This window comes from Umezawaea sp. NPDC059074, from assembly GCF_042738955.1.
Lineage (GTDB): Bacteria > Actinomycetota > Actinomycetes > Mycobacteriales > Pseudonocardiaceae > Umezawaea.
On the sequence record NZ_JBHYHC010000012.1, the window covers coordinates 94,616 to 120,921 of the forward strand.

Annotated in this window: 27 protein-coding genes; 13 read left to right on the forward strand and 14 right to left on the reverse strand. The window is 71.9% G+C overall.

Annotation, left to right across the window (positions count from 1 at the left end; all coding sequences use genetic code 11):
* Positions 1–4: 4 nt before the first annotated feature.
* Complete coding sequence (locus ACFWW9_RS08930; RefSeq protein WP_390373552.1) at positions 5–235, reverse strand: hypothetical protein; 231 nt, start codon at positions 233–235, stop codon at positions 5–7.
* 142 nt (positions 236–377) lie between these two features.
* Between ACFWW9_RS08930 and ACFWW9_RS08935 the strand changes: the two genes are divergently transcribed.
* The 3 genes from ACFWW9_RS08935 to ACFWW9_RS08945 all read left to right on the forward strand — a co-directional run bounded on the left by ACFWW9_RS08935 (position 378) and on the right by ACFWW9_RS08945 (position 2,547).
* Complete coding sequence (locus ACFWW9_RS08935) at positions 378–1,127, forward strand: DUF4184 family protein (RefSeq protein ID WP_390373555.1); 750 nt, start codon at positions 378–380, stop codon at positions 1,125–1,127.
* 9 nt (positions 1,128–1,136) lie between these two features.
* On the forward strand, positions 1,137–1,517 hold the full coding sequence (locus ACFWW9_RS08940; protein WP_390373558.1) for a MerR family transcriptional regulator: 381 nt from the start codon (positions 1,137–1,139) through the stop codon (positions 1,515–1,517).
* Positions 1,518–1,623: 106 nt separating this feature from the next.
* Positions 1,624–2,547: a zinc-binding alcohol dehydrogenase family protein gene (locus ACFWW9_RS08945; protein ID WP_390373561.1), complete on the forward strand. Its 924-nt coding sequence runs from the start codon at positions 1,624–1,626 to the stop codon at positions 2,545–2,547.
* A gap of 141 nt (positions 2,548–2,688) precedes the next feature.
* Here ACFWW9_RS08945 and ACFWW9_RS08950 read toward each other — a convergent pair whose 3' ends face one another.
* Entirely contained in the window at positions 2,689–3,075 is a 387-nt protein-coding gene (locus ACFWW9_RS08950; RefSeq protein ID WP_390373563.1) for a winged helix-turn-helix transcriptional regulator, read from the reverse strand.
* Between the two features lie 94 nt (positions 3,076–3,169).
* Here ACFWW9_RS08950 and ACFWW9_RS08955 point away from each other — a divergent pair, with 94 nt between their 5' ends.
* A complete protein-coding gene (locus ACFWW9_RS08955; RefSeq protein WP_390373565.1) occupies positions 3,170–4,036 on the forward strand; it encodes an alpha/beta fold hydrolase in 867 nt (288 codons plus the stop codon).
* Here ACFWW9_RS08955 and ACFWW9_RS08960 read toward each other — a convergent pair.
* Positions 4,027–4,872 (reverse strand): helix-turn-helix transcriptional regulator, encoded by an 846-nt coding sequence (locus ACFWW9_RS08960; RefSeq protein ID WP_390373567.1) that lies wholly within the window; start codon positions 4,870–4,872, stop codon positions 4,027–4,029. The two genes, ACFWW9_RS08955 and ACFWW9_RS08960, sit on opposite strands and share 10 nt — an antisense overlap.
* A gap of 102 nt (positions 4,873–4,974) precedes the next feature.
* On the opposite strand from ACFWW9_RS08960, the gene ACFWW9_RS08965 reads away from it, so the two are divergent.
* Both ACFWW9_RS08965 and ACFWW9_RS08970 read left to right on the forward strand, forming a co-directional pair.
* Positions 4,975–5,910 (forward strand): SDR family NAD(P)-dependent oxidoreductase, encoded by a 936-nt coding sequence (locus ACFWW9_RS08965; RefSeq protein ID WP_390373570.1) that lies wholly within the window; start codon positions 4,975–4,977, stop codon positions 5,908–5,910.
* Between the two features lie 140 nt (positions 5,911–6,050).
* Positions 6,051–6,521 (forward strand): GNAT family N-acetyltransferase, encoded by a 471-nt coding sequence (locus ACFWW9_RS08970; RefSeq protein ID WP_390373573.1) that lies wholly within the window; start codon positions 6,051–6,053, stop codon positions 6,519–6,521.
* A gap of 13 nt (positions 6,522–6,534) precedes the next feature.
* Here the strand turns inward: ACFWW9_RS08970 and ACFWW9_RS08975 are convergent, their stop codons facing one another.
* On the reverse strand, positions 6,535–7,197 hold the full coding sequence (locus ACFWW9_RS08975; RefSeq protein ID WP_390373576.1) for a Type 1 glutamine amidotransferase-like domain-containing protein: 663 nt from the start codon (positions 7,195–7,197) through the stop codon (positions 6,535–6,537).
* A 139-nt stretch (positions 7,198–7,336) separates the two neighbouring features.
* Here ACFWW9_RS08975 and ACFWW9_RS08980 point away from each other — a divergent pair, with 139 nt between their 5' ends.
* The gene (locus tag ACFWW9_RS08980) at positions 7,337–8,530 is read left to right on the forward strand and encodes an FAD-dependent monooxygenase (protein ID WP_390373619.1); all 1,194 of its coding nucleotides are present in this window, start codon (positions 7,337–7,339) and stop codon (positions 8,528–8,530) included.
* Here ACFWW9_RS08980 and ACFWW9_RS08985 read toward each other — a convergent pair.
* Together ACFWW9_RS08985 and ACFWW9_RS08990 are read right to left on the reverse strand one after the other, a co-directional pair.
* The gene (locus ACFWW9_RS08985) at positions 8,494–9,126 is read right to left on the reverse strand and encodes a short chain dehydrogenase (protein WP_390373578.1); all 633 of its coding nucleotides are present in this window, start codon (positions 9,124–9,126) and stop codon (positions 8,494–8,496) included. The genes ACFWW9_RS08980 and ACFWW9_RS08985 overlap by 37 nt on opposite strands.
* A 28-nt stretch (positions 9,127–9,154) precedes the next feature.
* Positions 9,155–10,099: an NADP-dependent oxidoreductase gene (locus tag ACFWW9_RS08990; RefSeq protein WP_390373581.1), complete on the reverse strand. Its 945-nt coding sequence runs from the start codon at positions 10,097–10,099 to the stop codon at positions 9,155–9,157.
* 123 nt (positions 10,100–10,222) lie between these two features.
* Here ACFWW9_RS08990 and ACFWW9_RS08995 point away from each other — a divergent pair, with 123 nt between their 5' ends.
* Together ACFWW9_RS08995 and ACFWW9_RS09000 are read left to right on the forward strand one after the other, a co-directional pair.
* Complete coding sequence (locus tag ACFWW9_RS08995; protein ID WP_390373584.1) at positions 10,223–11,125, forward strand: helix-turn-helix domain-containing protein; 903 nt, start codon at positions 10,223–10,225, stop codon at positions 11,123–11,125.
* Between the two features lie 74 nt (positions 11,126–11,199).
* Positions 11,200–11,754 carry an EF-hand domain-containing protein gene (locus ACFWW9_RS09000; protein WP_390373587.1) on the forward strand — a complete coding sequence of 185 codons (555 nt, stop codon included), beginning with the start codon at positions 11,200–11,202 and terminating at the stop codon, positions 11,752–11,754.
* On the opposite strand, the gene ACFWW9_RS09005 is transcribed toward ACFWW9_RS09000, so the two are convergent.
* On the reverse strand, positions 11,727–12,665 hold the full coding sequence (locus ACFWW9_RS09005) for a DMT family transporter (protein ID WP_390373589.1): 939 nt from the start codon (positions 12,663–12,665) through the stop codon (positions 11,727–11,729). The genes ACFWW9_RS09000 and ACFWW9_RS09005 overlap by 28 nt on opposite strands.
* A 70-nt stretch (positions 12,666–12,735) precedes the next feature.
* On the opposite strand from ACFWW9_RS09005, the gene ACFWW9_RS09010 reads away from it, so the two are divergent.
* The gene (locus ACFWW9_RS09010; RefSeq protein ID WP_390373592.1) at positions 12,736–13,596 is read left to right on the forward strand and encodes a LysR family transcriptional regulator; all 861 of its coding nucleotides are present in this window, start codon (positions 12,736–12,738) and stop codon (positions 13,594–13,596) included.
* Here ACFWW9_RS09010 and ACFWW9_RS09015 read toward each other — a convergent pair.
* Positions 13,586–14,629: a zinc-binding dehydrogenase gene (locus tag ACFWW9_RS09015; RefSeq protein WP_390373595.1), complete on the reverse strand. Its 1,044-nt coding sequence runs from the start codon at positions 14,627–14,629 to the stop codon at positions 13,586–13,588. The genes ACFWW9_RS09010 and ACFWW9_RS09015 overlap by 11 nt on opposite strands.
* 74 nt (positions 14,630–14,703) lie before the next feature.
* Positions 14,704–15,453 (reverse strand): SDR family oxidoreductase, encoded by a 750-nt coding sequence (locus ACFWW9_RS09020; protein ID WP_390373597.1) that lies wholly within the window; start codon positions 15,451–15,453, stop codon positions 14,704–14,706.
* 80 nt (positions 15,454–15,533) lie between these two features.
* Here ACFWW9_RS09020 and ACFWW9_RS09025 point away from each other — a divergent pair, with 80 nt between their 5' ends.
* A complete protein-coding gene (locus tag ACFWW9_RS09025; RefSeq protein ID WP_390373600.1) occupies positions 15,534–16,118 on the forward strand; it encodes a TetR/AcrR family transcriptional regulator in 585 nt (194 codons plus the stop codon).
* On the opposite strand, the gene ACFWW9_RS09030 is transcribed toward ACFWW9_RS09025, so the two are convergent.
* The 5 genes from ACFWW9_RS09030 to ACFWW9_RS09050 all read right to left on the reverse strand — a co-directional run bounded on the left by ACFWW9_RS09030 (position 16,108) and on the right by ACFWW9_RS09050 (position 25,149).
* Entirely contained in the window at positions 16,108–17,058 is a 951-nt protein-coding gene (locus tag ACFWW9_RS09030; RefSeq protein ID WP_390373603.1) for an alcohol dehydrogenase catalytic domain-containing protein, read from the reverse strand. The two genes, ACFWW9_RS09025 and ACFWW9_RS09030, sit on opposite strands and share 11 nt — an antisense overlap.
* Before the next feature lie 138 nt (positions 17,059–17,196).
* Positions 17,197–17,778, reverse strand: coding sequence for a dihydrofolate reductase family protein (locus tag ACFWW9_RS09035; RefSeq protein WP_390373605.1), 582 nt, complete (start codon positions 17,776–17,778; stop codon positions 17,197–17,199).
* 63 nt (positions 17,779–17,841) lie between these two features.
* Positions 17,842–18,663, reverse strand: coding sequence for a helix-turn-helix domain-containing protein (locus ACFWW9_RS09040; protein WP_390373622.1), 822 nt, complete (start codon positions 18,661–18,663; stop codon positions 17,842–17,844).
* Positions 18,664–18,719: 56 nt separating this feature from the next.
* A complete protein-coding gene (locus ACFWW9_RS09045; RefSeq protein WP_390373608.1) occupies positions 18,720–19,988 on the reverse strand; it encodes a hypothetical protein in 1,269 nt (422 codons plus the stop codon).
* A gap of 91 nt (positions 19,989–20,079) precedes the next feature.
* A complete protein-coding gene (locus tag ACFWW9_RS09050) occupies positions 20,080–25,149 on the reverse strand; it encodes an RHS repeat-associated core domain-containing protein (RefSeq protein ID WP_390373611.1) in 5,070 nt (1,689 codons plus the stop codon).
* 172 nt (positions 25,150–25,321) lie between these two features.
* On the opposite strand from ACFWW9_RS09050, the gene ACFWW9_RS09055 reads away from it, so the two are divergent.
* Together ACFWW9_RS09055 and ACFWW9_RS09060 are read left to right on the forward strand one after the other, a co-directional pair.
* Complete coding sequence (locus tag ACFWW9_RS09055; RefSeq protein ID WP_390373613.1) at positions 25,322–25,621, forward strand: hypothetical protein; 300 nt, start codon at positions 25,322–25,324, stop codon at positions 25,619–25,621.
* On the forward strand, positions 25,621–26,193 hold the full coding sequence (locus ACFWW9_RS09060) for a hypothetical protein (RefSeq protein WP_390373616.1): 573 nt from the start codon (positions 25,621–25,623) through the stop codon (positions 26,191–26,193). Before ACFWW9_RS09055 ends, ACFWW9_RS09060 begins: the two co-directional genes overlap by 1 nt.
* Positions 26,194–26,306 lie beyond the last annotated feature (113 nt).

Here is a 26,306-nt window from a genome sequence, read left to right on the forward strand (position 1 = left end):
GGACTCATCCGCCGATCGAGTACGCGTAGAGGTGCCACCCGTCCTCCTGCGTGTACTGGCACCGGGTGCGCACGTCGCTGCTGGCCCAGTTGTCCGCGGCGACCAGGCACTGCGCTTCGGTGGGATAGCTGCCGATGAACACCCACGGGACCGCCGCCCCGGCCGCCGAGGCCCCACCGACCACAATGGCCGCGGCGATCGCCACAATGGACATATGCCCCAAAATCCGCTTCATGCACACACCATCCCACGAACGGCGCGACCGCGCCGGAGCTTCACCGGAATTCGCCGAAAAGGCTGATTCCACAGCACTTCCGGGGACCGCGTTCCGTTCCCGTGGGCCATGGATCACCTGACCAGCAACGGGAGTCACCAGCGTGCCGTTCACCTTCGCCCACCCGGCGGCCGTGCTCCCGTTGCGGAGGTTCCTCTGGTTCCCCGGACTCGTGGCGGGTTCAGTGGTACCCGACATCGCCTACTACCTCCCCGTGCCCGGCGGCGCGGACGCCACCCACTCGCTCATCGGCCTGGTGGGGATCGACCTCCTGCTCGGCATCGCACTGCTGGTCGTGGGCCACCTCGTCCTCGCCCCGCTCCTGGCCCTGTCCTCCGACGGGTGGCGCACCCGTGTCGCACCACCGAATCCGGCAACCCGACTCACCACGTGGCGGCTCCGCGTCACCACACTCGGATCGGTGATCGCGGGCGCCGCGACCCACATCGCCTGGGACGCCGTCACCCAGAGCTACGGTGCCGCGGTACGGCAGTGGCCGCTGCTCAGGCTTTCCGTCGTGGGCCCGCACCGCCTGTACAACGTGATCGGCTACGCGTCCTCGCTCGGAGGCCTCCTGCTCCTCGGCGTGCTCGCCTGGCGCTGGTACCGCCGCGCCCCATACGACCACGGCCAACACTGGCCGACTCTGCCGGGCAAGACCCACCGGTGGGTGCTCGTCGGAATCGCGGTCACGACGGCCGCGGGCGCGGGCATCGCCCTCACCGACCCGGTGAGCGACGCCAGCACCTACGACTGGGTGCGCCTGGCGCTGATCGGAGGCGTTCAAGGCACCGGCCTGGCACTCGCGCTGTACGTGCTCTGCTGGCACCTGACTCGGCGCTGGCGGACGTAGGCTCGAGGAATGCGGATCGGCGAGCTGTCCAAGCGCACGGGCGTGAGTCCGCGTTCACTGCGGTACTACGAGGAGCAGGGGCTGCTGACCAGTTCGCGCTCCGACGCGGGGCAGCGCCACTACTCCGATGCCGAGGTCCAGCGCGTGGCACTCATCCGGCAGCTGTTCGACGCGGGCCTGTCCAGCCGGGTGATCGCGACCGTGCTGCCGTGCGTCGACATGCCCGACGACCTGGACGTCGCCGAGGAGACGTTCACGGCGATGACGCGCGAGCGTGAGCGGATCAACGCCGACATCGCGCGCCTGGTCGAGGAACGGGACGCGCTCGACGTGCTGTTCAAGGCCAACAGCCTGCACCGGGCGACGCTGTCGGTGGCGCGGTCGGCCTGACGTTGTGACCCGCGCCTCAGCCGCTTGCCTTTGACACCGGTGTGAAGGGTGAGGATGGCCGCAGGGCCCGGAACCACCGGGTCGGTCAGCCAGGAGGCGGCGGAAGATGGCGCAGGCGTGGGGTTTCGGCGAGCACGGCGGGCCCGAGGTGCAGGAGTTCTTCGACCGTCCCGATCCCGTTCCGGGTCGTGGCGAGGTGCTGATCCGAGTCGAGGTCGCGGGCGTGAACCCCCTCGACCACCTCGTGCGCTCGGGCCTGGTCCCCGGTCTGGACGGCGGGCGGCCGTTCCCCCGCGTGCTGGGCATGGAGGCGGCGGGCACCGTTCTGGCCTTGGGCGAGGACGTCGACGGGCTGGAGGTGGGTGACGCGGTCTTCGGTTTCGCGCTCACCGGTGGCGGCGCCTACGCCGAGACGACGGTGCTGTCCGCTTCGAACACCGCACGCGTCCCGGCGGGCCTGTCCACGACCGTGGCGGCGACGCTGCCGGTGGCCGGGACGACCGCGGTGGACGCGCTCGACCAACTCGACCTCCCGACCGGTGCCGCGTTCCTGGTCAACGGGGTCGGCGGCGGGGTCGGCCTCGCCGTGGCCCGGCTTGCCGCCAGCCGTGGGCTGCGGGTGATCGGCACCGGGAGCGCCGCCAAGCGCGAGCACGCCGAAGCCGTCGGGGTGCGGTTCCTCGACTACACCGCCGAGGACGTCACCACCGCGGCACGCGCCCTGGTCCCGGACGGCTTCGACGGGATCGTCGACCTGGTCGGGGGCACCTCGCTGCGGACGGTCGCCCCACTGGCCAGGGATCCCCGCACCGTCATCTCCGTGGGAGACGCGTCGGTGTCCGACCTCGGCGGGCGTTTCGTCGACCGCCGCCTCGACCGCGAGAACCTGGAACGCTCGGCCCAACTGGCCCTCACCGGAGTCCTGGCACCCGTGATCACCGCGATCCATCCGCTCACCGACGCCCCGACCGCCCTCGCCACCGTCGAGAACGGCCACGCCGCGGGCAAGGTCGTCATCAAGGTGACCTGAGCGGCACCCGACTCACCGACGCCGCCAACCGTCCACAGCAGACGGACGGGGATCCGGGGAGCACAGGTCGACGGTGGGCCCGCGTCGCCGGACTAGCCGCGTCACCAGGCACATCGACGAGCTGTCGGGCGATTCACCCCGTCACGCGTCGAACCCGGAAACCCCCGCATCGGCGTTTGAGCGGTCGATCTCGGCCATGTGCTCCTCGGCCCAGGCCCGCAACGCCGCCAGCGGGACTTCCAGTGACAGACCCAGGTCCGTGAGGCCGTAGTGCACCCGTGGTGGCACGGTCGGTTCGACCCGACGGGCGACCAGGCCGTCGCGGACCAGGCTGTGCAGGGTCACCGACAGCATCTTCTGGGAGACGCCGGGGATCCGCCGCCGCAGCTCGGCGAACCGGACCTCGCCCGGTGCGGCCTCGGCGAGCACCTTGACCGCCATCGACGTCCACTTCGTGCCGATCCGGTCCAGCAGTTGCCGCGTCGGGCACCGGGGATCGAACAGATCGCCCGTGGACCGAGTGGTCACCTTGACCTCACCACCTGTCGACGAAGTGCCGTCTTGGCACCACCACCGCGGTTTCCTACGGTTTCGTGGTAACCAATGGTAACCAGGAGGCACTGTGTCCACGTCGCCGGAGCTGCACCGGATCGCCACCAACGGCGTCCACCTCACCGTCGCCACGGCGGGCACCGGGCCCGCGGTCGTGCTGCTGCACGGCTTCCCGCACACGTGGCGGCTCTGGAGCGAGGTCATCGGTCCGCTGTCCGCCCACCACCGGGTCATCGCCCCGGACCTCCGCGGCTTCGGCGGCAGCACCCGCGCCCCGGACGGCTACGACGCGGGCACCCTGGCCGACGACATCGCCGGCCTCCTCGACGCCCTCGACGAACCCACCGCCGCCGTGGTCGCCATCGACGCGGGCACCCCGGTCGCCGTCCTGCTCGCCCTGCGCCACCCCGACCGCGTGCGACGGCTGGTCGTCATGGAAGCGCTGCTCGGCTCGCTGCCCGGTGCCGAGGACTTCCTCGCCGCAGGTCCGCCCTGGTGGTTCGGCTTCCACGCCGTCCCCGGCCTCGCCGAAACCGTGCTGCTCGGCCACGAGGCGCAGTACGTCGACTGGTTCCTCAAGGCGGGCACCCGCGGCCAAGGCGTGCCACCGGACGTCCGCGCCGCGTTCCTCGACGCCTACACCGGCCCGGACGCCCTGCGCTGCGCCTTCTCGTACTACCGCGCACTGCCCACCACCGCCCGCCAACTCGACGACGCCAGGCTCACCGTGCCCACGCTGGCGATCGGCTCCCACCCGGTCGGCTCCGCGCTCGAACGGCAGCTGCGCCCCATCACCGACGACCTCACCGGGCACGTCATCCCGGACTGCGGCCACATCATCCCGCTGGACCGGCCGCGTGAACTGCTCGACCTCCTGACGCCCTTCCTCGCAGCCGAGACCACTCCCCCGTCGGCGGGCGTTCGGGTTCAGGGCTGAAGCGACTGGGTGCCGACGACGGCGGCGAGGGCCAGGCGGTCGGCGTCCTCGGTGCCGGGTTCGGCGGTGTAGACGCTGACGCGCAGGTCGTCGAGGGCGACGAGCAGCGTGTCGCAGTCGAGGGTGATCAGGCCGACCGCCGGGTGGTCGACGGTCTTGCGCCGCGACGGATCGGCCAGGGGCGGTGGGGCCTCGGCGTCCCACAGCTCGGCGAACCGCGGGCTGCCCGCGGCCAGGTCGGCGACCAAGCGCCGCAGTGCGCGGTCGGCCGGGTAGCGCGACGCCGTCATCCGCAGGTCGGCCACGAGCCGCGCCTCGTGATCGGCCTGTTCTTGCGGAGTGTGCACGACTCGCGAGGGCAGGCCGGTGACGTTGCGCCAGACGGCGTTGCGTTCCAGGCCGTGCCAGCTGCTCGTGTCGCCCATGAGCGCGTGGTACGGCGCGTTGGCCAGCACGAGCGTCCAACTGGCGTCGTAGACCACGACCGGGGTGTGCGACAGCCGGTCGAGCAGCCGCTGCACGCTCGGGGGGATCCGCGACGGCACGACGTCCGGGCCGGGCGCGGCGTGCCCGGCCAGCTGGTAGAGCAGGTCCCGTTCGGCGTCGGCCAGGCGCAGCGCGCGGGCCAGCGACTCGACGACCTGCGTCAACGGCGCGGTCGCGCGTCCCTGTTCCAGGCGGGTCAGGTAGTCGGCCGAGATCCCGGCGAGCGCGGCCAGTTCCTCGCGGCGCAGCCCGCTGGCCCGGCGTCGGCGGCCCGCCGGGACGCCGACGGCCTCGGGCGCCACTCGGTCGCGCCAGCGGCGCACCGTCCGGCCGAACTCCCACGTCTCCACGCGGTCCACTATGGACGAGTCCGCACCGGTTGTCCTGGTCCTGGCAGTCCTACGAAAACCGGACGACTGGCTGCGACGGGGTCGTGTCCGCAGGCTGGAGCCATGACCGAACCCGGAACCGTCCTCATCACCGGACCGACCCGCAACCTGGGCCGCCACGCCGTCCTGGCCATGGCAGGCCGCCCTGCGCATCAGCGACCCGACCTGCTGCTCGTCGGCCGGTCGGGCCGCGACCTGACCGCGGTCGCCGACGAGGCCCGTGCGCTCGGCGCTCGCGTCCACGAGATCGGCTGCGACCTGTCCCGCTTGGCCGACGTCCGCGCCGCCGCTGCCGCCACGCGCACGCTGCTCGCGGAGGGCGCGGTCCGTCCGCTGCGCGCGCTGGTCGCCAACGCGGGTGCCATGTCGGTCGACACCCGGCAGGCGTCGGCCGACGGCTACGAGCTGACCTTCGCCGTCAACTACCTCGCCCACGCCCAGCTGATCGGTGACCTGCGCGGCTCGTTCACCGCCCCCGCGCGGGTCGTGCTGATCGGCTCGAACACCTACCACGCCAACGTCTGGCGCAAGCTGCTGCACGTGCCCGCGGCCGAGTGGGCCGACCCGGTCGACCTCGCCCGACCGGCCACCGGCGATCAGGCGCCCGGCATGACCGCTTCCGGCGTCGCCTACTCCAACGCCAAGCTGGCGATCCTCTACTACGCCCACGAGCTTCAGCGTCGCGCAGGCGAGGGCGTCACGGTCTCGGTGTTCGAGCCGGGCTGGATGCCCGGCACCGCGCTGGGTCGCGGCGCTCCCAAGGCATTCCAGGCGATGAGCCGTGCGTTGGGCCGGTTCCCCGGCGTCTCGACGCCGCAACGCTCGGGCCCGCTGCTGGCCGCGATGGCCCTCGACGAGCGGTGGGCACACCTCCGTGACGGCGCGTTCGTGGTGAAGACCAAGCTGACCGAGGTCCAGCCGGTCGCCCACGACCGCGATCGGGAACAGCGCCTGTGGGACGCGACCACCGAACTCCTGGCACCCACCACCGGCACGTGACGGGAGGACACTCTGGCCAGAACCGGTCCCGTCGTCGCACCGCGGGTTCGTAGGTGGCGTGCAGCGGCCCGGACAGCGACGTGATGACGCACGAGGCATTTACGGTGGCGATGAGGAACCCGTCCCAGGAGGATCGGGCCATGACGTCTTCGCGCACCGTGTCGATCCGAGAGGCCGGCGAGCACGACACCGCGGCGTTGGCGGCGCTGCGGCGGGAATGGTCGGAGGAACAGGCGGGACATCCGCTCGGTGACGACGACTTCGAGGAGTGCTTCGCCCAGTGGTACGCGGCAGAGGCGCCACGTCGAGCGGCGTTCGTCGCCGAACTCGGCGGCAAGGCCATCGGCATGATGAACCTCGCCCTGTTCGACCGGATGCCCAAACCGGGACGATCAGCCAGTCGGTGGGCTTACCTCGGCAACGCGTTCGTGCTCGCCGACCACCGCAACCGCGGCATCGGGACCGCTCTGCTCGACGCGGCCGTCGCGCACGCACGTGCCCTCGACTGCGCCCGCGTCGTCCTGTCACCGAGCGAACGCTCCGTGCGCTTCCACCAGCGAGCGGGCTTCGGCCCGGCCACGATGCTCCTCGCGCAAGTCCTCGACCGTTGATCCCAGGCACCGGCTAGGGGTGCAACGTCGTCCAGCGCCCTTCGGAGATCACCTCGACGGAGCCGTCGACGACCTTGATGGCCGTCTGCTCGTCGATGGCGTAGGCCGGGACGTCGAGGTCGGCGGCCCACCGTTCCGCGTGGGCGAGGGTGTTGGTGGGGAAGGCGTCCAGGTGCGGGAAGATCGAGAAGTCGACGACCCCGAGGGTGCGGTCGTCCGGCGCGGACGGCCATTCGACGAAGTACGAGCCGATCCGGGGCGTCAGCACCATGCTCCCCGCGCTCACGCCCACCCAGACCGTGTCGGGCAGCGACGGCAGCAGGTCCGCCATCCCGGACTCGCGCATCCAGTGGCACAGGTACGTCGCGTCGCCGCCGTCGACCAGCAGCACGTCCGCCTCCCGGACCCACGGAACCCACCGCTGCGCGCCGATGGTGGGCAGCGCGGTGAGTTCGAGGACGCCGAGCGACGCCCAGCCCAAGCCGGAGAAGTGCTGCCACCTCGGCTCGGCGGCCACGAAGCCGCGCACCGACGCCGGTCCGCACAGCGGGTGACCCCACTGGGCCGTCGGGACGCAGAGGGCGTGGCACTCGGAGATCGGCTTGCCGAGGAGCTCCACGAGTGCCGCGTGGATGCTCGGGTTCGTGACCCCGCCTGACGTGAGCAAGAGCTTCACAGCTGCCTCCAACCGCGGAACGTGTACGGGTCTGAAGACCTCGGACCGGGCCAGGACTCATCGCGCGTCCTGAGCGAGTTCGCCGGTCGGAGCGCCGTACGATCCGACCGTGGTCCGAACGGGTGAACAGGGGGACGCGGTGAGCGGCATCAGGGTGTTGGTGGCGGGGGCGAGCATCGCGGGGCCCGCGCTGGCCCACTGGCTGCGTCGGCGCGGGGCCGAGGTGACCGTGGTGGAGCGGGCGCCCGAGTTGCGTCCCGGCGGGCAGGCGGTGGACGCGCGCGGCGTGGCCAAGGAGGTCATCGCGCGCATGGGGCTGGACGCGGCGGTGCGGGCGGCGTGCACCGACACCGCGGGCGCGCACACCGTGGACGCGGACGGGACCGTGCTGGAGACGTTCCGCGCCGACGACGACGGTGGCGACGGGTTCATCGCGGACATCGAGATCCTGCGCGGGGACCTGTCCCGCGTGCTCCACGACGACACCCGTGACGGCGTCGAGTACCTGTTCGGCGACCGGATCGCCGAGCTGGCGCAGGACGCGGACGGCGTGGACGTGGTCTTCGCGGGCGGGGGCCGGCGGCGCTTCGACCTGGTGATCGGGGCGGACGGGCTGCACTCGGCGCTGCGGGCGATGGTCTTCGGGCCGCACGAGCGGTTCCTGCGCCACCTCGGGCACGTGCTGGCCTTCTACAGCGTGCCCAACGAGTTCGGCTTGGACCGCTGGCTGCTGGAGCACCAGGAGACCGGCCGCTCGGCCCTCCTGCGGCCGATCCAGGACGCCACCCGCGCGATGGCGATGTTCTACTTCGCCGCGCCCGACTTCGACGTCGACTACCGCGACATCGAGGCGCAGAAGGACCTGCTGCGCAAGCGGATGGACGGCCTGGGCTGGCTGACCCCGGAGATCCTCGCGCACCTGGACGACACCCCGGACTTCTACCTCGACCAGGTCGCCCAAGTGGTGATGGACCGCTGGTCCACCGGACGCGTGGGGCTGCTCGGGGACGCGGCGTTCAGCTCGTCGCCGATGTCCGGCCAGGGCACCGGCCTGGCGCTGGTCGGCGCGTACGTCCTGGCAGGCGAACTGGCCGCCGCCGAGTGGAACCCCGAGGTCGGCTTCGCCCGCTACGAGGAGCGGATGCGCTCGTTCGTCGAGGCCAACCAGGAGATCGGCAGGCTCAACGCCCGCACCCGCGACCTCCCGACCCCGGACGCCGAACCGCTCCCCGACTTCACGGGCGACTGGTTCATGGAGTTGGTCGGTCGCGCGATCAACGGCGTCGACCTGCCCGACTACGAGGGTGTGCCGGACTCCGGCCCCACGCCGTAGGTCACCGACGGGGCCGCACCGGCCGGAACGAGGTTCCGGCCGGTGAACGTGCCTTCGACGCACTCGACGTAGGAGCGCGCCACGTCCCGCGCGGGCGTGCCGGACAGGTCGGCGGACCCCATCGCCACCAGGGTCTCCCGCACCCATCCCGGACTGACCATGTTGACGCGGATTCCCCTGGGCAGGTCCGCCGCGGCCGCGCGGACGAACCACTGGAGGCCCTCGTTCACCAGCACGCCGACGGCGTTGCCCGGCGAGGGTCGGGTGAAGGTGCCCGCGGTCACCGTGACCGAGCCGCCGTCACGCAGGTGCGCGATCGACCGCGACACCAGGGTCGCCTGACCGATCAGCTTGTCCCGCAGCGCTTCCGCGAAGCGCACGTCGGTCAGCGCGGCCGGGCGCGCGTGCGCCGCGGCGCACACCACGGCGTCCACCTCCCCGACGAGGGCGAACATCCGGTCGATCGACGCGGGGTCCCCGACGTCCACCACGACGGCAGCGCTACGGGACGCGCGCACGACCTCGTGCCGCGGTTCCAACGCCGCCGCCACCGCGCCGCCGATCGTGCCCGACGCACCGATCACCACTACTCGCACCGCTTCTCCTCTCCGACGGGTCGAACTCTCACACCACCGTGAGCACGACCTTGCCCCGGCTGATCCCCCGATCCAGCCGTTCGTGGGCCTCCACCGCGCTGCCCAAGGGCAACGCCTCTCCCACGTCGACCGTCAGCTCCCCGTCGTCGACGTGGCGGGCGAGCCGGGACAGCCCGACGCCGTCCGGTTCGACGACGTGGCGGACGACGCGCACGCCGCGCCTGGCGGCCACGTCCTCCAGGGAGGTCGCGCCTCCCGCGGCGTCCGGCACCCTGGCGAACACGCCCCCCGGCCGCACCAAGACGATCAACTCGTCCCGGCCGACGCAGTCGACCACGGCGTCGACCGGGCCGATCGACGCCACGACGTCGTCGGTCGTGTAGTCCAGCACCTCGGCCGCGCCGATCCCGAGCAGGAAGTCGTGGTTCACCCGCCGCGCCACCGCGATCACCCGCGCGCCCCGAGCGGCCGCCAACTGCACCGCGAGGTGCCCGACACCGCCCGCCGCGCCGTTGACCAGCACGCGGTCGCCCCGTCCGACGTCGAGCCGGTCGAGCGTCTGCGCGGCGGTGAGCCCGCACAGCGGGAGCGCGGCGGCGGAGACGTGGTCCACACCTCGCGGTTTCACCGCCACCTGGCCGACCGGGGAGGTGACGTACTCGGCGTACCCGCCCGCGAGCGCGGGGAACCTCGGCATCCCGAAGACCTCGTCGCCCGGCCGCAGGCCGCTCGAGTCCTCGCCCACCTCCACCACGACGCCGGACACGTCCCAGCCCCACACGTACGGGCCGTCGTCGAACCAGGCTTTCGCGTTGCCCGCACGGCACTCCGCGTCGACCGGGTTGGTCCCCGCGGCGAGCACCCGGATGAGCGCCTCGCCCGGCAGACGCCGGGGCCAGGGGACGTCCGCCAGTTCCAGGACCTCCGGCCCGCCGTACCGCTTGGCCACGACGGCCCGCATCACGTCACGCACTTCCCACTCCCCCACGATCGTCGACCACCACCCTCGCAGCACGACCGGCCGCTCCCCAGCCCCGGCCGGAGGTACACCTGCCAGAGGCAGGCAGGGCCGCGCGGGCACGGGCATGCTGGGGGCATGGCTCAGCGATCGGAACTCGGCGAGTTCCTCCGGTCCAGGCGGGCGCGGACCAAGCCCGAGGACGTCGGGGTGCCCGCGTACGACCGCAGGCGGGTCACCGGGCTGCGGCGCGAGGAACTGGCCCAGCTGGCCGGGATCAGCGTCGGCTACTACACGAGGCTGGAGCAGGGGCACCGCTCCACCGTGTCCGATTCGGTGCTGGACTCGCTCGCCGCCGCCCTGCGGCTGGCGCCGGACGAGCGGACCCACCTCCGCAGCCTGACCCGCACCGTGCGGACGGCTCCCGCGCGGGCCAGGCCCGAACGCCTGCGCGAGAGCGTGCGGCTCCTGGTCGACGCCCTCGGAGGCGTGCCCGCGATCGTCCTCGGGCGGTTCGGCGACGTGCTGACGTGGAACCGGCTCGGACACGCCCTGCTCGCGGGGCACCTGCCCTTCGACGCGCCGCACCGCGCCGACCGTCCCAACTGGACCAGGCTGTTCTTCCTCGACCCGAACACGCGCGAGCTGTTCGCCGACTGGCCGGAGAAGGCGAAGAACACCGTGGCGGACCTCCGGCTCACTGCGGGCGCGCGTCCCGACGACGCCAGGATCGCCGAACTCGTGGGCGAGCTGTCGGTGCAGAGCCCCGAGTTCCGCGCGCTGTGGGCGGCGCACCCCGTGCGGCGCTGCGCCTTCCACGACCGGACGTTCCACCACCCGGTCGTCGGCGACCTCACCCTGTCCGACGAGCTGCTGACCCTGCCGGACGACGACGGGCAGCGGCTGGTGGTGTTCAACGCCGTTCCGGGATCGTCGTCCGCGGCGGCGCTGGTGCTGCTGGCGGAACTGGCGGCCAGGGAACCACGGATGCTCGACGGCCGCGGGCAGGCGGTTCGCCCGACGGCTCGGCGCGATGGCTGAACCGGCTGAACAACACCACCTGAGTGGGCTACGCGGGTTGCGCGGGGCAGCGGGGCGAACCACAGTGCCTGTCCATGACGCAGGTGCTACAGGACAGGATCGACACGACGTTCGCCCACTACGACGTCAACGGCAACGGCCTCATCGAGCTCGCCGACTTCTACGCGCTGGCCGAACGGCTGCTCCAGGCGTTCGGTGAGCCCGCCTCCTCCGAGCGCGGGCGGGAACTGGTCGAGGCGTACGACGGGTTCTGGGACGTCCTGGTGGAGCACTGCGACGCCGATCGGGACGGTCGGATCTCGCCGCGGGAGTACCAGCGGGCGATGACCGAGGCGTTCGTCGACGGCGGGGCGTTCGACCTGGTGTTCCCCGAGATCGCGAAGTCGTTGCTGGACATCGCGGACACGAACGGGGACGGGCGGGTCGACGCGTCCGAGTTCTCGGTGCTGTTGAGGGCGCGCGGGTTGAGCGAGGCCGAGTGCGGGCTGGCGTTCACGCACCTCGACACCGACGGCGACGGCGCGATCAGCGTGCAGGAGTACGTCGTGGCCGTGAAGGACTACTACACCAACCCGGCGCGGGACACGCCCGGCAACTGGCTCTACCCGGCGTCGTTGCAGCCCGCCTGACCACGGGCGACCGGGAGTTCGGGCACCGGCCTCCCGGTCGTCGCGCCCTGACCTCGTCGGGTGAGCAGGATTCCGCCGATCACCACCGCCCCGCCCGCGAAGGTGTTCCACCCCACGGGTTCGGCCAGCAGCAGCACACCCAGCGCGGTCGACCACAGCGGCGTCACGTAGGTGACCGTGGCCGCGACCGTGGGCCCCGCCTCCCGGATCAGCTCGAGGTTGAGCACGTACGCGTACCCCGTGCCCGCCGCGCCCAGCACCAGCAACGCCACCAGCGCCCCCGCGCCGGGCCACACCGGCGGTCCGGAGAGGACCGGGGCGAGGAGTCCCAGTTGGACGGTGGCGCAGGTGATCTGCACGGCGGACAGCGCGCTCGCCCGGTGCGCCCCGCCGGAGAAGAACCGCCGCGTGTAGGCGAACCCCGCGCCGTAGCACGTGGTGGCGCCCAGGCAGGCCAGCCCGCCCGCCAGCACGTCGCCGTCCAGCCCGCGCCACACCCCCAGCAGCACCAGCACCCCGGCGAACCCGAGCAGCAGCCCCGCCAGCCGCGTGCGCGTCACCCGCTCCCCCGGCACGACCAGCAGTGCGAACGCCAGCGTCGTCAACGGCGTCGTCGCGTTCAGCACGCCGGCCAGCACCGAGTCCACCTTGGACTCGCCGAACGCCAGCAGCGTGAACGGCACCGAGTTGAGCAGCACCGCGACCACCGCCGCGTGCCCCCACGTGCGCGGGTCGCGCGGCACGGTCGCGCGCTGCGCGAAGCAGATGACCCACAGCGCCAGCGCCCCGAACAGGCACCGGGCCAGCGCGACCTGCACCGGCGGCACGCCCGCGTCCACCGCCACCTTGATCAGCGCGAAGCTGCCGCCCCAGATCGCGGACAGCAGCACGAACTTCCCAGTCGACCTCACGGCGTGAGCATCACCCCGACGGGCATCATGAGTCCAACAAGTACTCACAAGTCCGACATGAGAGGCGCTCATGACCCTGAACCTCGCCCAGCTGCGCGCCTTCCTCGCCGTGGTCGACGAAGGCGGGTTCGGCGCCGCCGCCGACGCCCTCGGCCTCACCCAGTCCGCCGTCTCGCACGCCGTCGCCGCGCTCGAACGCACGCTCGGCCACGCCGTGCTGTCCCGGCGTGGCCGGACCGCGCCCACCGCGTTCGGCGAGGAGGTCCTGGCACACGCCCGCGCCACCGTGGCCTCGGCCGCGGCGATCACCGACCTGGCCGAACGCAGGCACGGCGGCGTGCGGGGCACCGTCCGCCTCGGCGCGCCGCCGAGCGTGTGCCAGGGCCTGCTGCCGGACCTGCTGGCCCGGTGGCAGGCGGAGTTCCCGAACGTGCGGGTCCGGGTGTTCGAGGGCGAGGACGACGAGGTCGCCGAGTGGCTGGCGGGCGGAACGGTCGACCTCGCCGTCCTGGTCGACCCGCCACCGGGCACGGGCTCCCCGATCCGCGAGGACGCCTTCCACGCCCTGCTCCGCACCGACCACCCGCTCGCCGCCCAACCACGGGTCGACGTGACCGAGCTGGCCGACGACCCGTTCCTGCTGTCCTGCGGCTGCTGCGAGAAGTACGTCCGCCAGGCCCACGCGGGCCACCCGTTCACCCCACGTCACCGCGTGCGCGAACTGGGCACCCTGCTCGCCATGGTCCGCGCGGGCGTCGGCGTGTCGATCGTGCCCGGACTGGTCGCGTCGATGCTGCCGTCCGACCTGGTGCTGGTGCCGCTGACCGGCCGCGTGGCCCGCAACCTCGTCCTCACCGGCCCCGCGGACCGCGAGGAGCACCCGGCCGTGACGGCGCTGGTGGACTCGACCCGACAACCGGTCACGGCTTGATGAGGACCTTCAGGCTCGTGCGGTCGGCCATGGCCTGGTACGCGGCCGGAACGCCGTCGAAGTCGGTGGTGGTGTCGAAGACCTTCCCCGGCTCGACGACGCCGTCGAGGATGTCGGGCATCAGCTCCTCGATGTAGGCGCGGGTCGGGGCGGGACCGCCCGCCAGGCGGAGGTTGTGGCGGAAGAGGCTGCCGAAGCCGATCGGGGCCTCCTCGTACTGCGGGACGCCGACGCGGCTGATGACGCCGCCGCGCCGGACGACGCCGAGGGCCTGCTCGTAGGCGAGCCGATGGCCGACCGCGTCCACCACGACGTGGGTGCCGTGCCCTCCCGTCAGCTCGCGAACGGCCTCGACGCCTTCGGCACCACGGGCGGCCACGACGTCGGTGGCGCCGAACTCGCGACCGAGGTCGGTGCGGGCCCGGTGACGTCCCATGAGGACGATCTGCTCCGCGCCGAGCCTCTTGGCCGACAGGACGGCGAGCAGGCCGACCGCGCCGTCGCCGATCACGGTGACGCGGGTGCGCTCGGTCACGCCTCCCGCCACGGCCGCGTGGTAGCCGGTGCCGAAGACGTCCGAGAGCGTCAGCAGGGACGGGATGAGCGCGGAGTCCGCCGCGACGGGGAGCTTCACGAGGGTGCCGTCGGCGAGGGGCACGCGGACCGCCTCGGACTGGCCGCCCTCCACCGCTTGGGCGTCCCAGAAGCCCGCCTGCGGGTGGGCGCAGGAGGAGTGGAGGCCTTCCCGGCAGAACTCGCAGGTGTTGTCGGAGATGGCGAACGGGACGACGACGAGGTCGCCGCGCTTGACCGTGACCACCTCCGACCCGGTGTCCTCGACGACGCCGATGAACTCGTGGCCCATCCGGACGGGACCGTCCTCGGGCCTCATCGAGCCGAAGGGGTGCAGGTCGGTCCCGCAGACGCAGGAGGCGGTGACCCGCACGAGGGCGTCGGTGGGCAGTTCGACGACGGAGTCCGGGACGTTCTCGACGCGGACGTCGCCCGCGCCGTACAGGATGGTCGCGCGCATGGTGGTGCTTCCTCCGTGAGGTGGGTGGGATCGCCGACCTCGGGCCTCGTCCGACGTGGGACGAGGGCCCGCGGTCACGCCGCGAGTCCGCCGTCGATGTTGAAGGTCGTGCCGGTGATGTAGCCGGCCTCCGGACCGGCCAGGAACGCCACCAGCGCGGCGACCTCCTCGGTCGTGCCGTAGCGGCCGAGTGCGCCGCGGGCCTTGAGCAGGTCGGCGAGGTCGCCCTCGTCGGGGTTCATGTCGGTGGTGATCGGGCCTGGCTGGACCACGTTGACGGTGATCCCCCGCGCCCCCAGGTCGCGGGCGGCGCCCTTGGAGTAGACGGTGACGGCCGCCTTGGTCGCCGAGTACTCCGCGAACCCGGAGAACATGATCGAGCCGGTGGCCGTGGACGTCGAGATGTTGATGATCCGCCCGTGGTCCGCCATGACGGCCGAGGCCGAGCGGACCGCGTTGCGCACGCCCCGGTAGTTGACGTCGATCTGCCGGTCGGACGTCTCCAGGTCGAGGCCGTCGGGCCCGACCGGGCCGGTGTGGGTGACGCCCGCGCTGTTCACCAGGACGTCGAGCCCGCCCAGCTCGTCGACGACCTGGCGGACGGCGGCGTCGACCGCCGCCGGGTCGGCCTGGTCCGCCCGCACGACCAGTGCCCGGCGCCCGAGACCGGCGATCTCCTTCGCGACGGTGTTCGCCGCGTCCTCGGCCGAGGTGTAGGTGATGGCGACGTCGGCGCCCTCACGGGCGAGTCGGAGCGCGATGGCGGCGCCGATGCCGCGTGAACCGCCGGTGACCAGGACGACCTTGTTGTCGAACGTTCCCATGGTGCTGCCTTCCTCAGTTTCGTACCGACCGGTACTGAACAATCATGGCACGTTCCATACCGCGAGGTACAATTGGGGCTATGCCGAGGCCACGCGAATTCGACGTCGACACCGCACTCGACCGCGCGGTCGACGTGTTCTGGGAACACGGCTACGAGGGCTCGTCACTGGTGCAGCTGACCGAGGCCATGGGCATCAACAAGCCCTCGATGTACGCCGCGTTCGGCGACAAGCGCCAGTTGTTCGAGAAGGCGGTGCAGCGGTACATCGCCACCGGCCCCGCGTGGGAGATGGAGGCCTTCGAGCTGCCCACCGCGCACGAGGCCGCCGCGACCTTCCTGCACCGCACCGTCGACGTGGTCACGAGCGACCGGCACCCGCACGGCTGCCTCGTCGTCCAGGGCGTCGGCAAGTGCTCGCCGGAGAACCGGCCGGTGCGCGACTACGTCGCCCAGCAGCGCGCCAACGCCCTCGACTTCATCCGCGAGCGGTTCGAGCGCGCCGCGACCGAAGGCGATCCGACGATGACCTCCGACCCGGAGACGCTGGCGCTGCTGGTGGCGGGCGTCAGCGAGGGGATCGCGGTCCGGGCCAACGACGGCGTCCCGGCCGAGAAGCTGCACCGCGTGGTCGACCTCGCGATCCAGGGGGTGTTCAGGGGATGAGCACCGGAGCCGGGCCCGCGGACCGAGACTCGACGTCCCGATGGGCCCGCACCACGTCCGCGAGCGGATAGCCGCGCACCTCGCGCACGCCGAACACCCCGTTGCGCAGCGCGCCGAACACCTCCTCGGCGGCACCGAGCAGCACCTCGCGACCGGCCAGGTGCTCCCCCGTCGAGGATCGGGTGACGCGCACACCCGCGAGCCGGGAAGGGTCGATCTCCCCGGACGCGCTCCCCACCAGGTCGAGCGTGCTCCCCTTGGTCACCACACCGGCGACGTCGTCGAAGACCGCCTGCCCGACCTGGTCGAACACGACGTCCACCGGCCGACCCTCCCGCGCCACCAACCGCGCCAGGTCACCCGTGCCCGCCACGGCGACGTGCCCCAGCCCCAGCGCGTTGAGCGTCGCGACCTGCTCGGGACGGGACACCACGGCGATGACCTTCGCCCCGAGGTCCGACGCCCAGGAGGCCAGCAACGACCCGACACCACCCGTGGCCCCGGTGACCACGGCCAGGGTCCCCCGCCCGACGGGGTGAACACGCCGCACCCGCCCCCACGCCGTGAGCCCCTTCGCCAGCACGGACGCGGCGACGTCGGCCGGAACGTCGTCGGGCACGGGAACGAGCTGCGCCTCCGCGACCAGCCGAACCGCCCGGTAAGCACCGGGCGAGAAGTAGTACCCAACCCGCTGACCAATCGAGAACTGGGTGACACCCGGCCCGACCGCGTCCACCGTCCCCACCGCCTCGACCCCGATCACCGCGGGCAGAGGCCGAACCGGAAACGTCCCGTTCCGGAAGTATGTGTCCACGAAGTTCAGCCCGACGGCCTCCTGCCGAAGCCGAACCTGCCCAGGTCCCGGCTCACCCACGTCCTCGCTCTCGAGCTTCAAGACCTCCGCCTCGCCCTGGCGGTACATGCGCACAACGTCACTCACGGCTTCAACCCCTCGCTCGGATTACGTACCTAACGGTATAGAACCAGGGCGACCGGTTCCGTACCGAGAGGTATGAATCACAAAGCGACCAGGACGATCGCGTCGGTCGACGCCGACAGCGGTTAGCTCACCGTTCGGTCACCGGCGCACCCGGTAGCTCAGGTGGAGCACCCGGTTCCCCTGGACCACCGTGTCAGGCCCCTCCAACAGGTGTTGCGCGTCGACCGACCCGAAGTAGCGCTTGCCCGACCCGAACACCACGGGCACGACGTCCATGCGCACCTCGTCGACCAGACCCGCCGCCAACACCTGGCCGCCGACGTCGCCCGCGGCCACCTCGACCACGCGGTCGCCCGCGAGTTCCTGTGCCTTGGCCACGGCCGCCTCAACGCCGTCGACGAAGTGGAACGGCGCCTCGGAGTTCCAGCCGTCGGGTGCCGGGCGGTGGGTCACGACGACCACGTGGTCGATGCCGCCCGGCGGCTTGCCGTCCCAGCCGTCGGTGAGGTCGAAGACGTGGCGGCCGACGATCGTCACCCCGATCCGGTCCCAGTACGGCCGGGTGTGGTCGTAGGACGCCTGGGACACCGTCAGAGCGCCGCTCTCGTCCAACGGGACGTCGCCGTTGGTCAACCAGTCGAACAGCGGTCCGGGCTGGTCGGTCTCGTCCGCGATGTAGCCGTCCACCGACACCGAGCTGTACATGACCACCGTGCCCACGGGCTCTCCTCTGCTTGGGGTGCCCCAAATTAGCCGGTCGTTGGCCGACGCTCTTGTAGAAAATCAATCGACGGGCAGCGGCCAGCCGTCCAGCACGTGGCCGGGGTGCTCACGCAGGAAGCGCCGTCGGACTTCGACGTACTTCGTCGGTGTGAGCCCGGTGAACGACCGGAACTCGTGGCCGAAGTGGGCCTGGTCGAAGTAGCCCGCGCCGCCGGCGAGGTCGCTCCAGTCGACCGGTCCGGCGGGGTCGATCGAGAACACGGTGGCGGCGAAGCGGTAGGTGCGGGCCAGTCGTTTCGGCGTGACGCCGACGAGGTCCTTGAACCGCCGGGCCAGGTGCGTCCCGCTGACCCCGGCCGCCACGCTCAGGTCGCCGATCCCCACCGTGCCACCGGTCGCCGCGATGACACCGCTCGTGTGGCGCACCAGGCCCAGGCCCGCGGTCTCGCGCAGCCGCCGCAGCAGTTCCTCCTCGAACAGCGCCAGCATCTCGCGCGGTCCGGACGCCGAGGACAGCCGGTCCCGCAACGACGCGACGGCGGCCCTGCCCCACACCTGCTCCACCGCCACCGGCCGGTCGCGCAGCTCGGCCGCGGGCATCGGCAGGAACGGCGCCAGCCCCCACGGCTTCACGTGCGCGCCGACGGACCGGGTCCACTGTGGATAGCCGAACTCGAACGCACGGGTGGGTGTGCTGATCACGCAGCCGTCGGCGTACTCCCCCGTCGAGATGTCGGTGACGGCGCGGATGCGGAACGGCTCCCCGAGGTTGACGATGAGCAGCGCCCCCGGCATCGGCGGCAGCGTCAGCCGGGGGTACGGCGGCGCGCCCTCCAGGTAGTAGAGGTCGTCGATCAGCCCGTCCAGCGGCGGTCGCGGCACTCCGGACACGTACTCCACGCCCACAGCATCGCCGACGCCCGCCGGAAGCGTCCAGGTCAGACCTCGCTCGTGGCCGCCGAGTCCAGTTCAAGACCCAGCACGCCGACGTCCAGCGCCCCGTCCGGGGCGACGCCGAACCGCCACGCCGCCGTGGGCACGTCCCCGATCACGAGCACCGCGCTCGTCGGGTCCGGTGAGGACGCCAGCGCGGCGAGGCGTTCCAGGTCCGCGACCGGCACGGGACCGTTGACGAGCACGAGGAGTCGAGCGGGCTGGTTCCGCCCCGGCAGCCTGCCGCGGTCCAGCATCCCGGTCACGTCGGGGTTTCGCTCCTGCCGGCCGCCGCCGAGCAGCTCACCCACCGACTGCGCCACCCGCACGCGGCCGGGGGCGATCCGGGTCTTGGGCAGCCTGCCGATCACGGTGATCACCACGCCGGGGTCGACCGCGACCTGTTCCAGCAGGACGCCCGCGGCCTTCACGGCGTCGTCCGCCTCCCCGGTGAACGCGACCAGGCCGGGTGCGCGGCCGAGGTTCACCGCCGTCCACTCGCCACCGATCGTGCCCACGGACACCAGCAGCGGGAACGGCGGCGGCACGTTCGGCGTGGTCGGGTCGAGCTGCCACGTCGGGGCCTCCCACACGGCCCCCTCCTCGCGGGTCCGCCACGGGTGCGCCACCTGCGGTTGCGGCGGGGTCAGGCGCAGCGACACCCGGTCGGGCCCCACGACGGCGCCGTAGATCTGCGGCAGCGGGGTACCGCTGACCACGAGGTGCCGCAACGCGCGGTCGAGCAGGAGCCGGGGCTTGGGGTCCGACGCCGACACGGGCGCGACGACGGACTTCGGCTTGCGGCGCTTGCGCGCCACCAGGAACCAGGTGGCGCCACCGGCGACGAGCAGCAGCGCGCCGCCGCCCACCGAACTCGCGACGACCACGGGCATCCCGAGGACGGTCGTCTCCGGCGGATCCACGGCGGTGATGGGAGGACTGCTCGGGGCCTTGGACCGCGTCTCCACCGCCGGGTCGTCGGAGCGGGCGCCGCGCGGCAGCAGGATCACCGCGTTCGCGGGCAGCCGGTCGTTCGCGGACACCGGCTTGCCGTCCGCGCGCACCAGGTCGGGGTTGATCGCGGCGATGTCCACCCAGCGCTGCGCGCTGCCCAGCGTGGTGCGCGCGATGTCCAGCAGCGTCACCGACCCGCCCGCCGGGACGTCGTAGTACAGCACTGGTTCGTCCGGCTGCGCCAGCGCGGGCGCCGGGGCGGCCACGAGCAGGGCGGCGAGCACCATGAGTGCCAGGCGGAGCGACTTCGAAGTGGACAAGTTGAGGCCTCGTTCCCGATGTGGTTCCCCCTGAACACGGACCCGCTCCCCCGGTGGTTCAGCGGGAGCGGATCCGTGTGATCCACCGCACTCAGAGGATGCTGTCCAGCGGGCCGACCCTGCGGAACCCGCCGGGGGCGTCGAGCAGGCTCGGCACCCCCACCAGGTCGCCGATCCCGGTCGACTTGTTCGGCAGGTTCACGCCGCCGACGTTCACCGGCGGACCGGTCCGCTCGACCGTCGCCAGGTGCTTGCCGCCCAGCTCCATCACGAACTTGCCGGGGTTCATCCGCTGGTGGAACTCCACCGACTCCGCGCCGAGCGAGTTCAGCATGGCGTGCCGCTGGAAGAGCCCGTCGTCACCGGGAGCGGGACCGCGGCGAGCGGGGTTGCCGCCGATGCCGATCACGTCGACGCCGTGCGTGCGCGCCTCGTTCAGCACCTGCCGCACCTCCTGGTTGTTCGGGTTCAGCTTGAGGAACCGGTCCAGCTTCGGGTCCATGTTCCCGGTCTTCAGGAAGTCCTTCACCATCGCGCCGTGGGCGTCGTTGCGCAGGCTCTCCATGAAGACCTTGTTGACGCCGTTGGCCTTCAGCTGCCCCATGTTGTTCTTCAGCACGTCGAACACCGGGTTGTCCGCCCCGTGGCTGCCGCCGATCGCGACCCCGTCGAACCGGCCGAGCAGCCCGTTCACGTTGCCGATGCGGCCGTTGGTGCTGCCGAGGACGTTGTCCACGGCGCCGGTGTCGAGCTTGTTCGGGTCGAAGGCGGCGTTGCGCTCGACCGACTGGTTCGCGACGTGCCGGTCCCTCACATCCTGGGCCTCGAAGAACTTCCTGGTCTTCGGGTCCCTGCGGCCCAGCGCCTCCAACGCGTCCGCGCTGCCCTTGAAGTCGAGCCCCTCCCGGCGGGCGAGGTCGCGGGCGTTCATCGTGAGCAGGCTGTTGCCGTTGTTGAACTCCGACAGCGTGGCCCCGTCCTCGTTGAACACGACCTTGCCGTTGCGCGCGGGCGGCACGTGCGGCCCGCTGATGCCGTCGAACGCCTGCTTGTCGAGCTTGTTGGCGCCCGGCCCGAGCGCCGGGATCTTGTCCCGCACCTTGTCGGCGAACTTGCTGTTGCCGAGGAAGTCGAACTTCCGGTTGTGGTCCGGGCCTCGGAAGATCAGCGACGGGCCCTCGGGCGAGTTGTGGATCTTGTTGAACTCGGCGACCGGGCACGGCGCGAGACCGAGCGGGTCCACCCAGCCCGTCGGGTTCAGCACGTACGAGCGCGGGTCCGCGGCGGGTTCGAGGCCCAACGGGTCCTTCGTCACGTACCGGCCGGACACGGGATCGTAGTAGCGGTACCGGTTGTAGTGCAGACCGGTCTCCTCGTCGTGGTACTGGCCGGGGAAGCGCAGCGGGGTGTCACCGGCGGGCCCCAGACCCCACAGGCTCTGCTCGGCGCGCCACGACACCGTGCCGTCCTCCTCGACCAGTTCCGTCGGCGTGCCGACGAAGTCGGTCACCACGACCCGGAACCGCGCGGCGGACCACGGCTGGTCGCCGGAGCGCTCGACCTGGTGGTGCCCGTCCCACGCGGTCACGGCGTCACCGCGGCGCTGTTCGACCAGGTCCGAGGCGTCCCAGGTGAACTCGACCCGGTCGAGCACCTCGACGCCGTCCGGCGTCACGCGGTGCTTGGCGATCCGGCGGCCGAACGGGTCGTAGAGGTAGCGCCAGTGCTCCCCCTCGGGCGTGACGACCGCGGTCAGCTGGTCGAGCACGTCCCAGCGGAACCGCCAGACGCGACCGCCCTCGGACCGCCGCACGACCCGGCCGTCGGCGTCGTGGTCGTACCGGATCTCGCCGACCTGCCGGACGTCCATGCCGTCGTAGACGTGCGTGCCCAGCGCGGACCCGGTCAGCAACCCGGCCTCGTCGTAGGAGTAGCGCTCGTCGACGTCACCGCGCACCGCCGTGACCCGCCCGGCACCGTCCACCTCGTACTCGCGGTCGCCGCGCACGGAGTCCGCGATCCCGACCAGCACGCCGTCCTCGCGGTACTCGTACCCCCGCGCGGCCCCGTTGACGCGCTGCGCGCGCAAGCGACCCGACGCCCATTCCTGGTCCAGCTCAACGGAACCGACCGTCCGCCGCGTCTCCTGCCCCAGCGCGTCGTGCGCCAGCCGGGCGGTGCGCCCGGCGAACTCCACCGCCTCCGGCTGCTCGCCGAAGCCGTAGTGCCACGCGCTCTCGGCCCCGGACGGCGTGGACCGACCGGTCCTGCGGCCAGCCGCGTCGTAGGAGTTGGTCAGCGTGCGGCCGTTCACCGTCTCGGTCAGCACCCGCCCCAGTTCGTCGTAGGTCCGAGACAGCTCTCCGCCCGGCCACGTGGCCCGGAGGACGCGGCCCATGGCGTCGTGCTCGAACGTCGTCACGCCCTCGTCCGTGCGTCGCGAGACCGGCCTGCCGTGCGCGTCCCACTCGATGTGCGCGCTCTGCCCGGACGCGTTGTGCAGCTCGACCACGCGGCCCGCGGCGTCGGAGACGAACCGCTGCTCCCGGCCGTCGAAGTCGACCTCGCGCTCCACCGCGCCGGACGTGCCGTACTGGTAGAGCCACTCCAGCCCCAGCGCGTTCGTCACGCCGGTCATCCGCGACTCGGTGTCGTAGCGGTACTCGATCCGCCCGTCGGTCGGCGTCTCGACGCTCAGCGGCACGTCGAAGTGACCGTAGGTCGCGCTCGTCACCGCACCCCGCGCCGACACCGCGCGGACGAGGTTCCCCTCGCCGTCGTACGAGAACTCCTCGCGCGCACCGTTCGGCCATACGACCTCGGCGGGCTTTCCACTGCCGTTCCAGGTGATCCGGGTCGTCTCGCCGGTGGCCTCGGTCACCACGGTCGGCCTGCCGAGCGCGTCGTAGCCCACCAGCGTCTCCCCGCCGAGCGCGTCGACCACCCGCACCGGCAGCCCGGCCGCGTCGTGCTCGGTGCTCGTCCGCCGCCCCAGCGGGTCCACGGTCGTCGTCACGTACCCGTCGTAGGAGTACGTCGTGCGCGCGCCCGCCGGGTCGGTCTCCGCGACCACCCGGCCGTCCTCGTCGTACTCGTAGAGCCACTGGCCGCCGTCTGCCAGCACGTAGCGGCCGGGCAGGCCGGACTCCAGGTACTCCGCGCTGCTCCGCTCGCCGTTCGGCCCCGTGACGAGCACGAGGTGACCGTCGGCGTCGTACTCGTAGCGGGTGACGTTGCCCAGCGGGTCGGTGCGGGTGAGCAGCCGGTCGTAGCGGTCCCACGTCGACTCGACGACAGCGCCGTCGGCGTTGGTCTCGCGCACGACCTGGAAGGCCGCGTTGACGTCGTAGGTGGTGGTGCGGCCGACCGAGTCGGTGACCGTGGTGCGGCGGTTGCCGTACTCCAGGCGGTAGCTCAGGAGTCCCTCGGCGCCACGGGTGCGCACGCAGCGGTTCCGGTCGTCGTAGAAGTACTCGTACCACATGCCGTTGCTGTCGTCCCAGCGCACGATCCGGTCGTTCGAGCCGTACCGGAACCTCGTGGTGCCGCCGGAGGCGTCGACGACCTCGGCGAGGTTGCCGCTCACGTAGCGGTAGGCGACACGGGCGAGGTCGCCGTCCGGTCCGGTCGCGGTCAACGCGGTGATCCGGCCGTCCTCGGTGCTCACCGCCACCCTCGTGCCGCCGGAGTGCGCCACGCCGACCGGAACGCCCTCGTCGTCGTAGGAGAACTCGACCTGGTTGCCCTCGTGGTCGAGGATCGCCGCGATCGGCAGCACGAGGCCGTCGACGACCGGGAGGAACCGCAGCTGCCTGCCGGGTTGGCGCACGACGTACCCGCCGCCCGCTCCCCTGCTCAGCGGCCACCTCGGGCCCTCCTCCGGCAGCACCTCGCCGTCCTCGGGGTGCGGGTACGCGAGCAGCGTGCCGTCCTCCACGACGAACGTGAGCCCCTGCGCGTCGACCTCCAGCCGCTGGTCCGCGGTGGACGACCAGGACGGGCCGAACCAGCGGCCAGACCGGAACGACGACACGTGCGTGCGGCTCAGCTCCAGCGGCAGGGCGCCCGCGACGAGCAGGTCGGTCTGTGGAAGCAGCATCCGGCCGCTGGAGACGTCGATCGGGTCACCCGCGACGACCTTGTCCGCGTTGGCCTGCGCGTTCGGCCGCGGCGGGGTGTTGAGGCCGCGCGTGCCGCCCGGTGGTGTGATGTCCTTGGGCGGCGGGATGGGGATGTCGATGCTGCGGCCCGCGCCGCCCGCGAAGTTCTTGGTGAGGCCCTTGACGCCGTTCTTGATCGGCCCGGTCAGCTTCGTGCTGAACTTGAGCACGTTCTTCAGGATCTTGCCGCCGGGCACGAAGCTGAGCGCCAGGCCGCCGACCGCCATGCCGAGCGCGACCATGTCGTTCTTCACCACGGCCGCGAGGATCTCGACGCCGGACGACAGCAGGCCGATGGCCGCGCCCAGCGGCGGGAAGATGAACCCCGCGATGGTGGACAGCACGTCCAGCACGATCGTGAGGATGTCGGCCACGACGTTGACCAGGAAGTCGAAGAACTCCTTGAAGGCGTCGCCGATCTTCTCCCAGATCGACCGCTGCGGCGCGAGGTCGCCCATCTCGTAGAGCACCTTGGACGCCACGGACGCGGCCTGGTCGCGCAGCGCGATCGCCTGCCCCAGCAGGGACTTCGCGCCGTCGAGCGCCTGCGAGGCCGCGGCCTGCCGGTTCTGCGCGTCCCGCAGGTCCGACTGGGACTCCTCGGACGGCTCCGTCCCCTCCGCCGAGGCCTTGACCCGTTCCACGGCCGCGGCCACCGAAGCGACCAGCGTGCCCGCCGAGTTCTGCTCCTGGCTCGCCGTGCGCGCCTGGTCCAGCGCGGTCAGCGACATCGACTGCGCCTCCTCCAGGGAGGGCATGTACCGGGCGTAGGCGTCCGCCGCCTGGCCGTAGGCGTTCGCCATGTCGTTGAGGCGCTTCGGCACCTCGCCGTACAGCGCCCGGTACGCGTCCATGGCCTTGCCGATGCCACCGTCGATGTCCCCGCTGCCGTTGAGCAGCTGGAACGCTTCCTGCGTCACCGAACCGAGCTCGCGGTAGGCGTCGCGGAGGGCGACCAACGCGTCCGGATCACCGGGCACCGGATCGTCGTCCTCGTCCAAAACGAACCATTCGCCAGCGGCGGGGCGGGTCATCTCGTTCTCCCTCAAGTCTTTCCTTCGACCTGACACGACACGAGCGGGAGGCCCATCCGGTTCAGTGCGAATCGGACTGAACCGGACAGCGCCCGGAGCCGTGAGTCCACTGGAGAGAGTCCGACGAGTGGGGAGCGCGATGAGCGAGATCCGGGTACCCGTCGACGAGCTGACCAGGGTCGCGGACCTGTTGTCGCGCACCGAGCAGCTCATGGGTGACAGCCTGGTCAGGTCGATGGGCGGCATGGTCGACGCCATGGGGGACAAGGGGATGCGGGACGCCGCGCGGGACTTCGAGAAGTCCTGGGGCGACGGGCGTTTCGTGCTGGGCCGGGACCTGGTCGCGCTGCGCGACGCCAGCCGGACGGCGGCGGACGCGTTCCGCAACACCGACGAGCAGACGGCCAACGCCCTGACGGAAAGCAGTGGAGGACAGTGATGAGCACCACGACCGGCTCGCTCCGGATGACGATCCCGGAGGACTGGTACGACCTGTCCGTCGCGGACGAGGCCGCGGAGAACACCCTCGCGCGGCTGCTGTGGGACGGCTGCGTCGAGGGGGGTGTCGACGAGGAGTCGGCCGGGCTGTTCACCGAGTCGGTGCGCCGCTCGATCCGCCACGCCCGGCGCAACGGGGTGCTGCACGCCGCGGGGATGTTCGAGATCTACGAGGACGGCCCGCTGACCGCGACCGTGGTCGCGGCGATGGTCACACCGCCCGGCAACGCCGACCTGTTGAGCGCCCTCACCGAGGGCAAGTCCGCCGTGGACACCTGGACGCGCGTGAGCACCGTCCGGCTCGACGGCGTGGGCACGGCGGCTCGGGTGCACGGTATCCAGGACGTGGTCATGGACGACGTCCCGATCCGGTGCGCCGTCATGCACACCCTGATCCGCATCCCCGGTCGCACCGAGGTGATGGTGATCACCGGCACCAGCCCCAACATCGCCGAGGCGGACACCCTGTTCGAGCTGTTCAGCTCCATCACGGCGACCGTCTCCTTCCACTAGCGCCAACGAGAAGTCCCGGTCGGTCCGCTTCGGACCGACCGGGACGTTAACGTCGTCTCCCCCAATGCATGACAGCAGGTCCGAGTACGTGGTCTCGGGCACCAGGCCGACTG

Bases quoted from the DNA above. Each gene is read 5' to 3' on its own strand.
- ACFWW9_RS08930 (WP_390373552.1), bottom strand. From the start codon at position 235: ATGAAGCGGATTTTGGGGCATATGTCCATTGTGGCGATCGCCGCGGCC.
- ACFWW9_RS08940 (WP_390373558.1), top strand. From the start codon at position 1,137: ATGCGGATCGGCGAGCTGTCCAAGCGCACGGGCGTGAGTCCGCGTTCA.
- ACFWW9_RS08945 (WP_390373561.1), top strand. From the start codon at position 1,624: ATGGCGCAGGCGTGGGGTTTCGGCGAGCACGGCGGGCCCGAGGTGCAG.
- ACFWW9_RS08965 (WP_390373570.1), top strand. From the start codon at position 4,975: ATGACCGAACCCGGAACCGTCCTCATCACCGGACCGACCCGCAACCTG.
- ACFWW9_RS08970 (WP_390373573.1), top strand. From the start codon at position 6,051: ATGACGTCTTCGCGCACCGTGTCGATCCGAGAGGCCGGCGAGCACGAC.
- ACFWW9_RS08995 (WP_390373584.1), top strand. From the start codon at position 10,223: ATGGCTCAGCGATCGGAACTCGGCGAGTTCCTCCGGTCCAGGCGGGCG.
- ACFWW9_RS09000 (WP_390373587.1), top strand. From the start codon at position 11,200: ATGACGCAGGTGCTACAGGACAGGATCGACACGACGTTCGCCCACTAC.
- ACFWW9_RS09010 (WP_390373592.1), top strand. From the start codon at position 12,736: ATGACCCTGAACCTCGCCCAGCTGCGCGCCTTCCTCGCCGTGGTCGAC.
- ACFWW9_RS09015 (WP_390373595.1), bottom strand. From the start codon at position 14,629: ATGCGCGCGACCATCCTGTACGGCGCGGGCGACGTCCGCGTCGAGAAC.
- ACFWW9_RS09020 (WP_390373597.1), bottom strand. From the start codon at position 15,453: ATGGGAACGTTCGACAACAAGGTCGTCCTGGTCACCGGCGGTTCACGC.
- ACFWW9_RS09025 (WP_390373600.1), top strand. From the start codon at position 15,534: ATGCCGAGGCCACGCGAATTCGACGTCGACACCGCACTCGACCGCGCG.
- ACFWW9_RS09055 (WP_390373613.1), top strand. From the start codon at position 25,322: ATGAGCGAGATCCGGGTACCCGTCGACGAGCTGACCAGGGTCGCGGAC.
- ACFWW9_RS09060 (WP_390373616.1), top strand. From the start codon at position 25,621: ATGAGCACCACGACCGGCTCGCTCCGGATGACGATCCCGGAGGACTGG.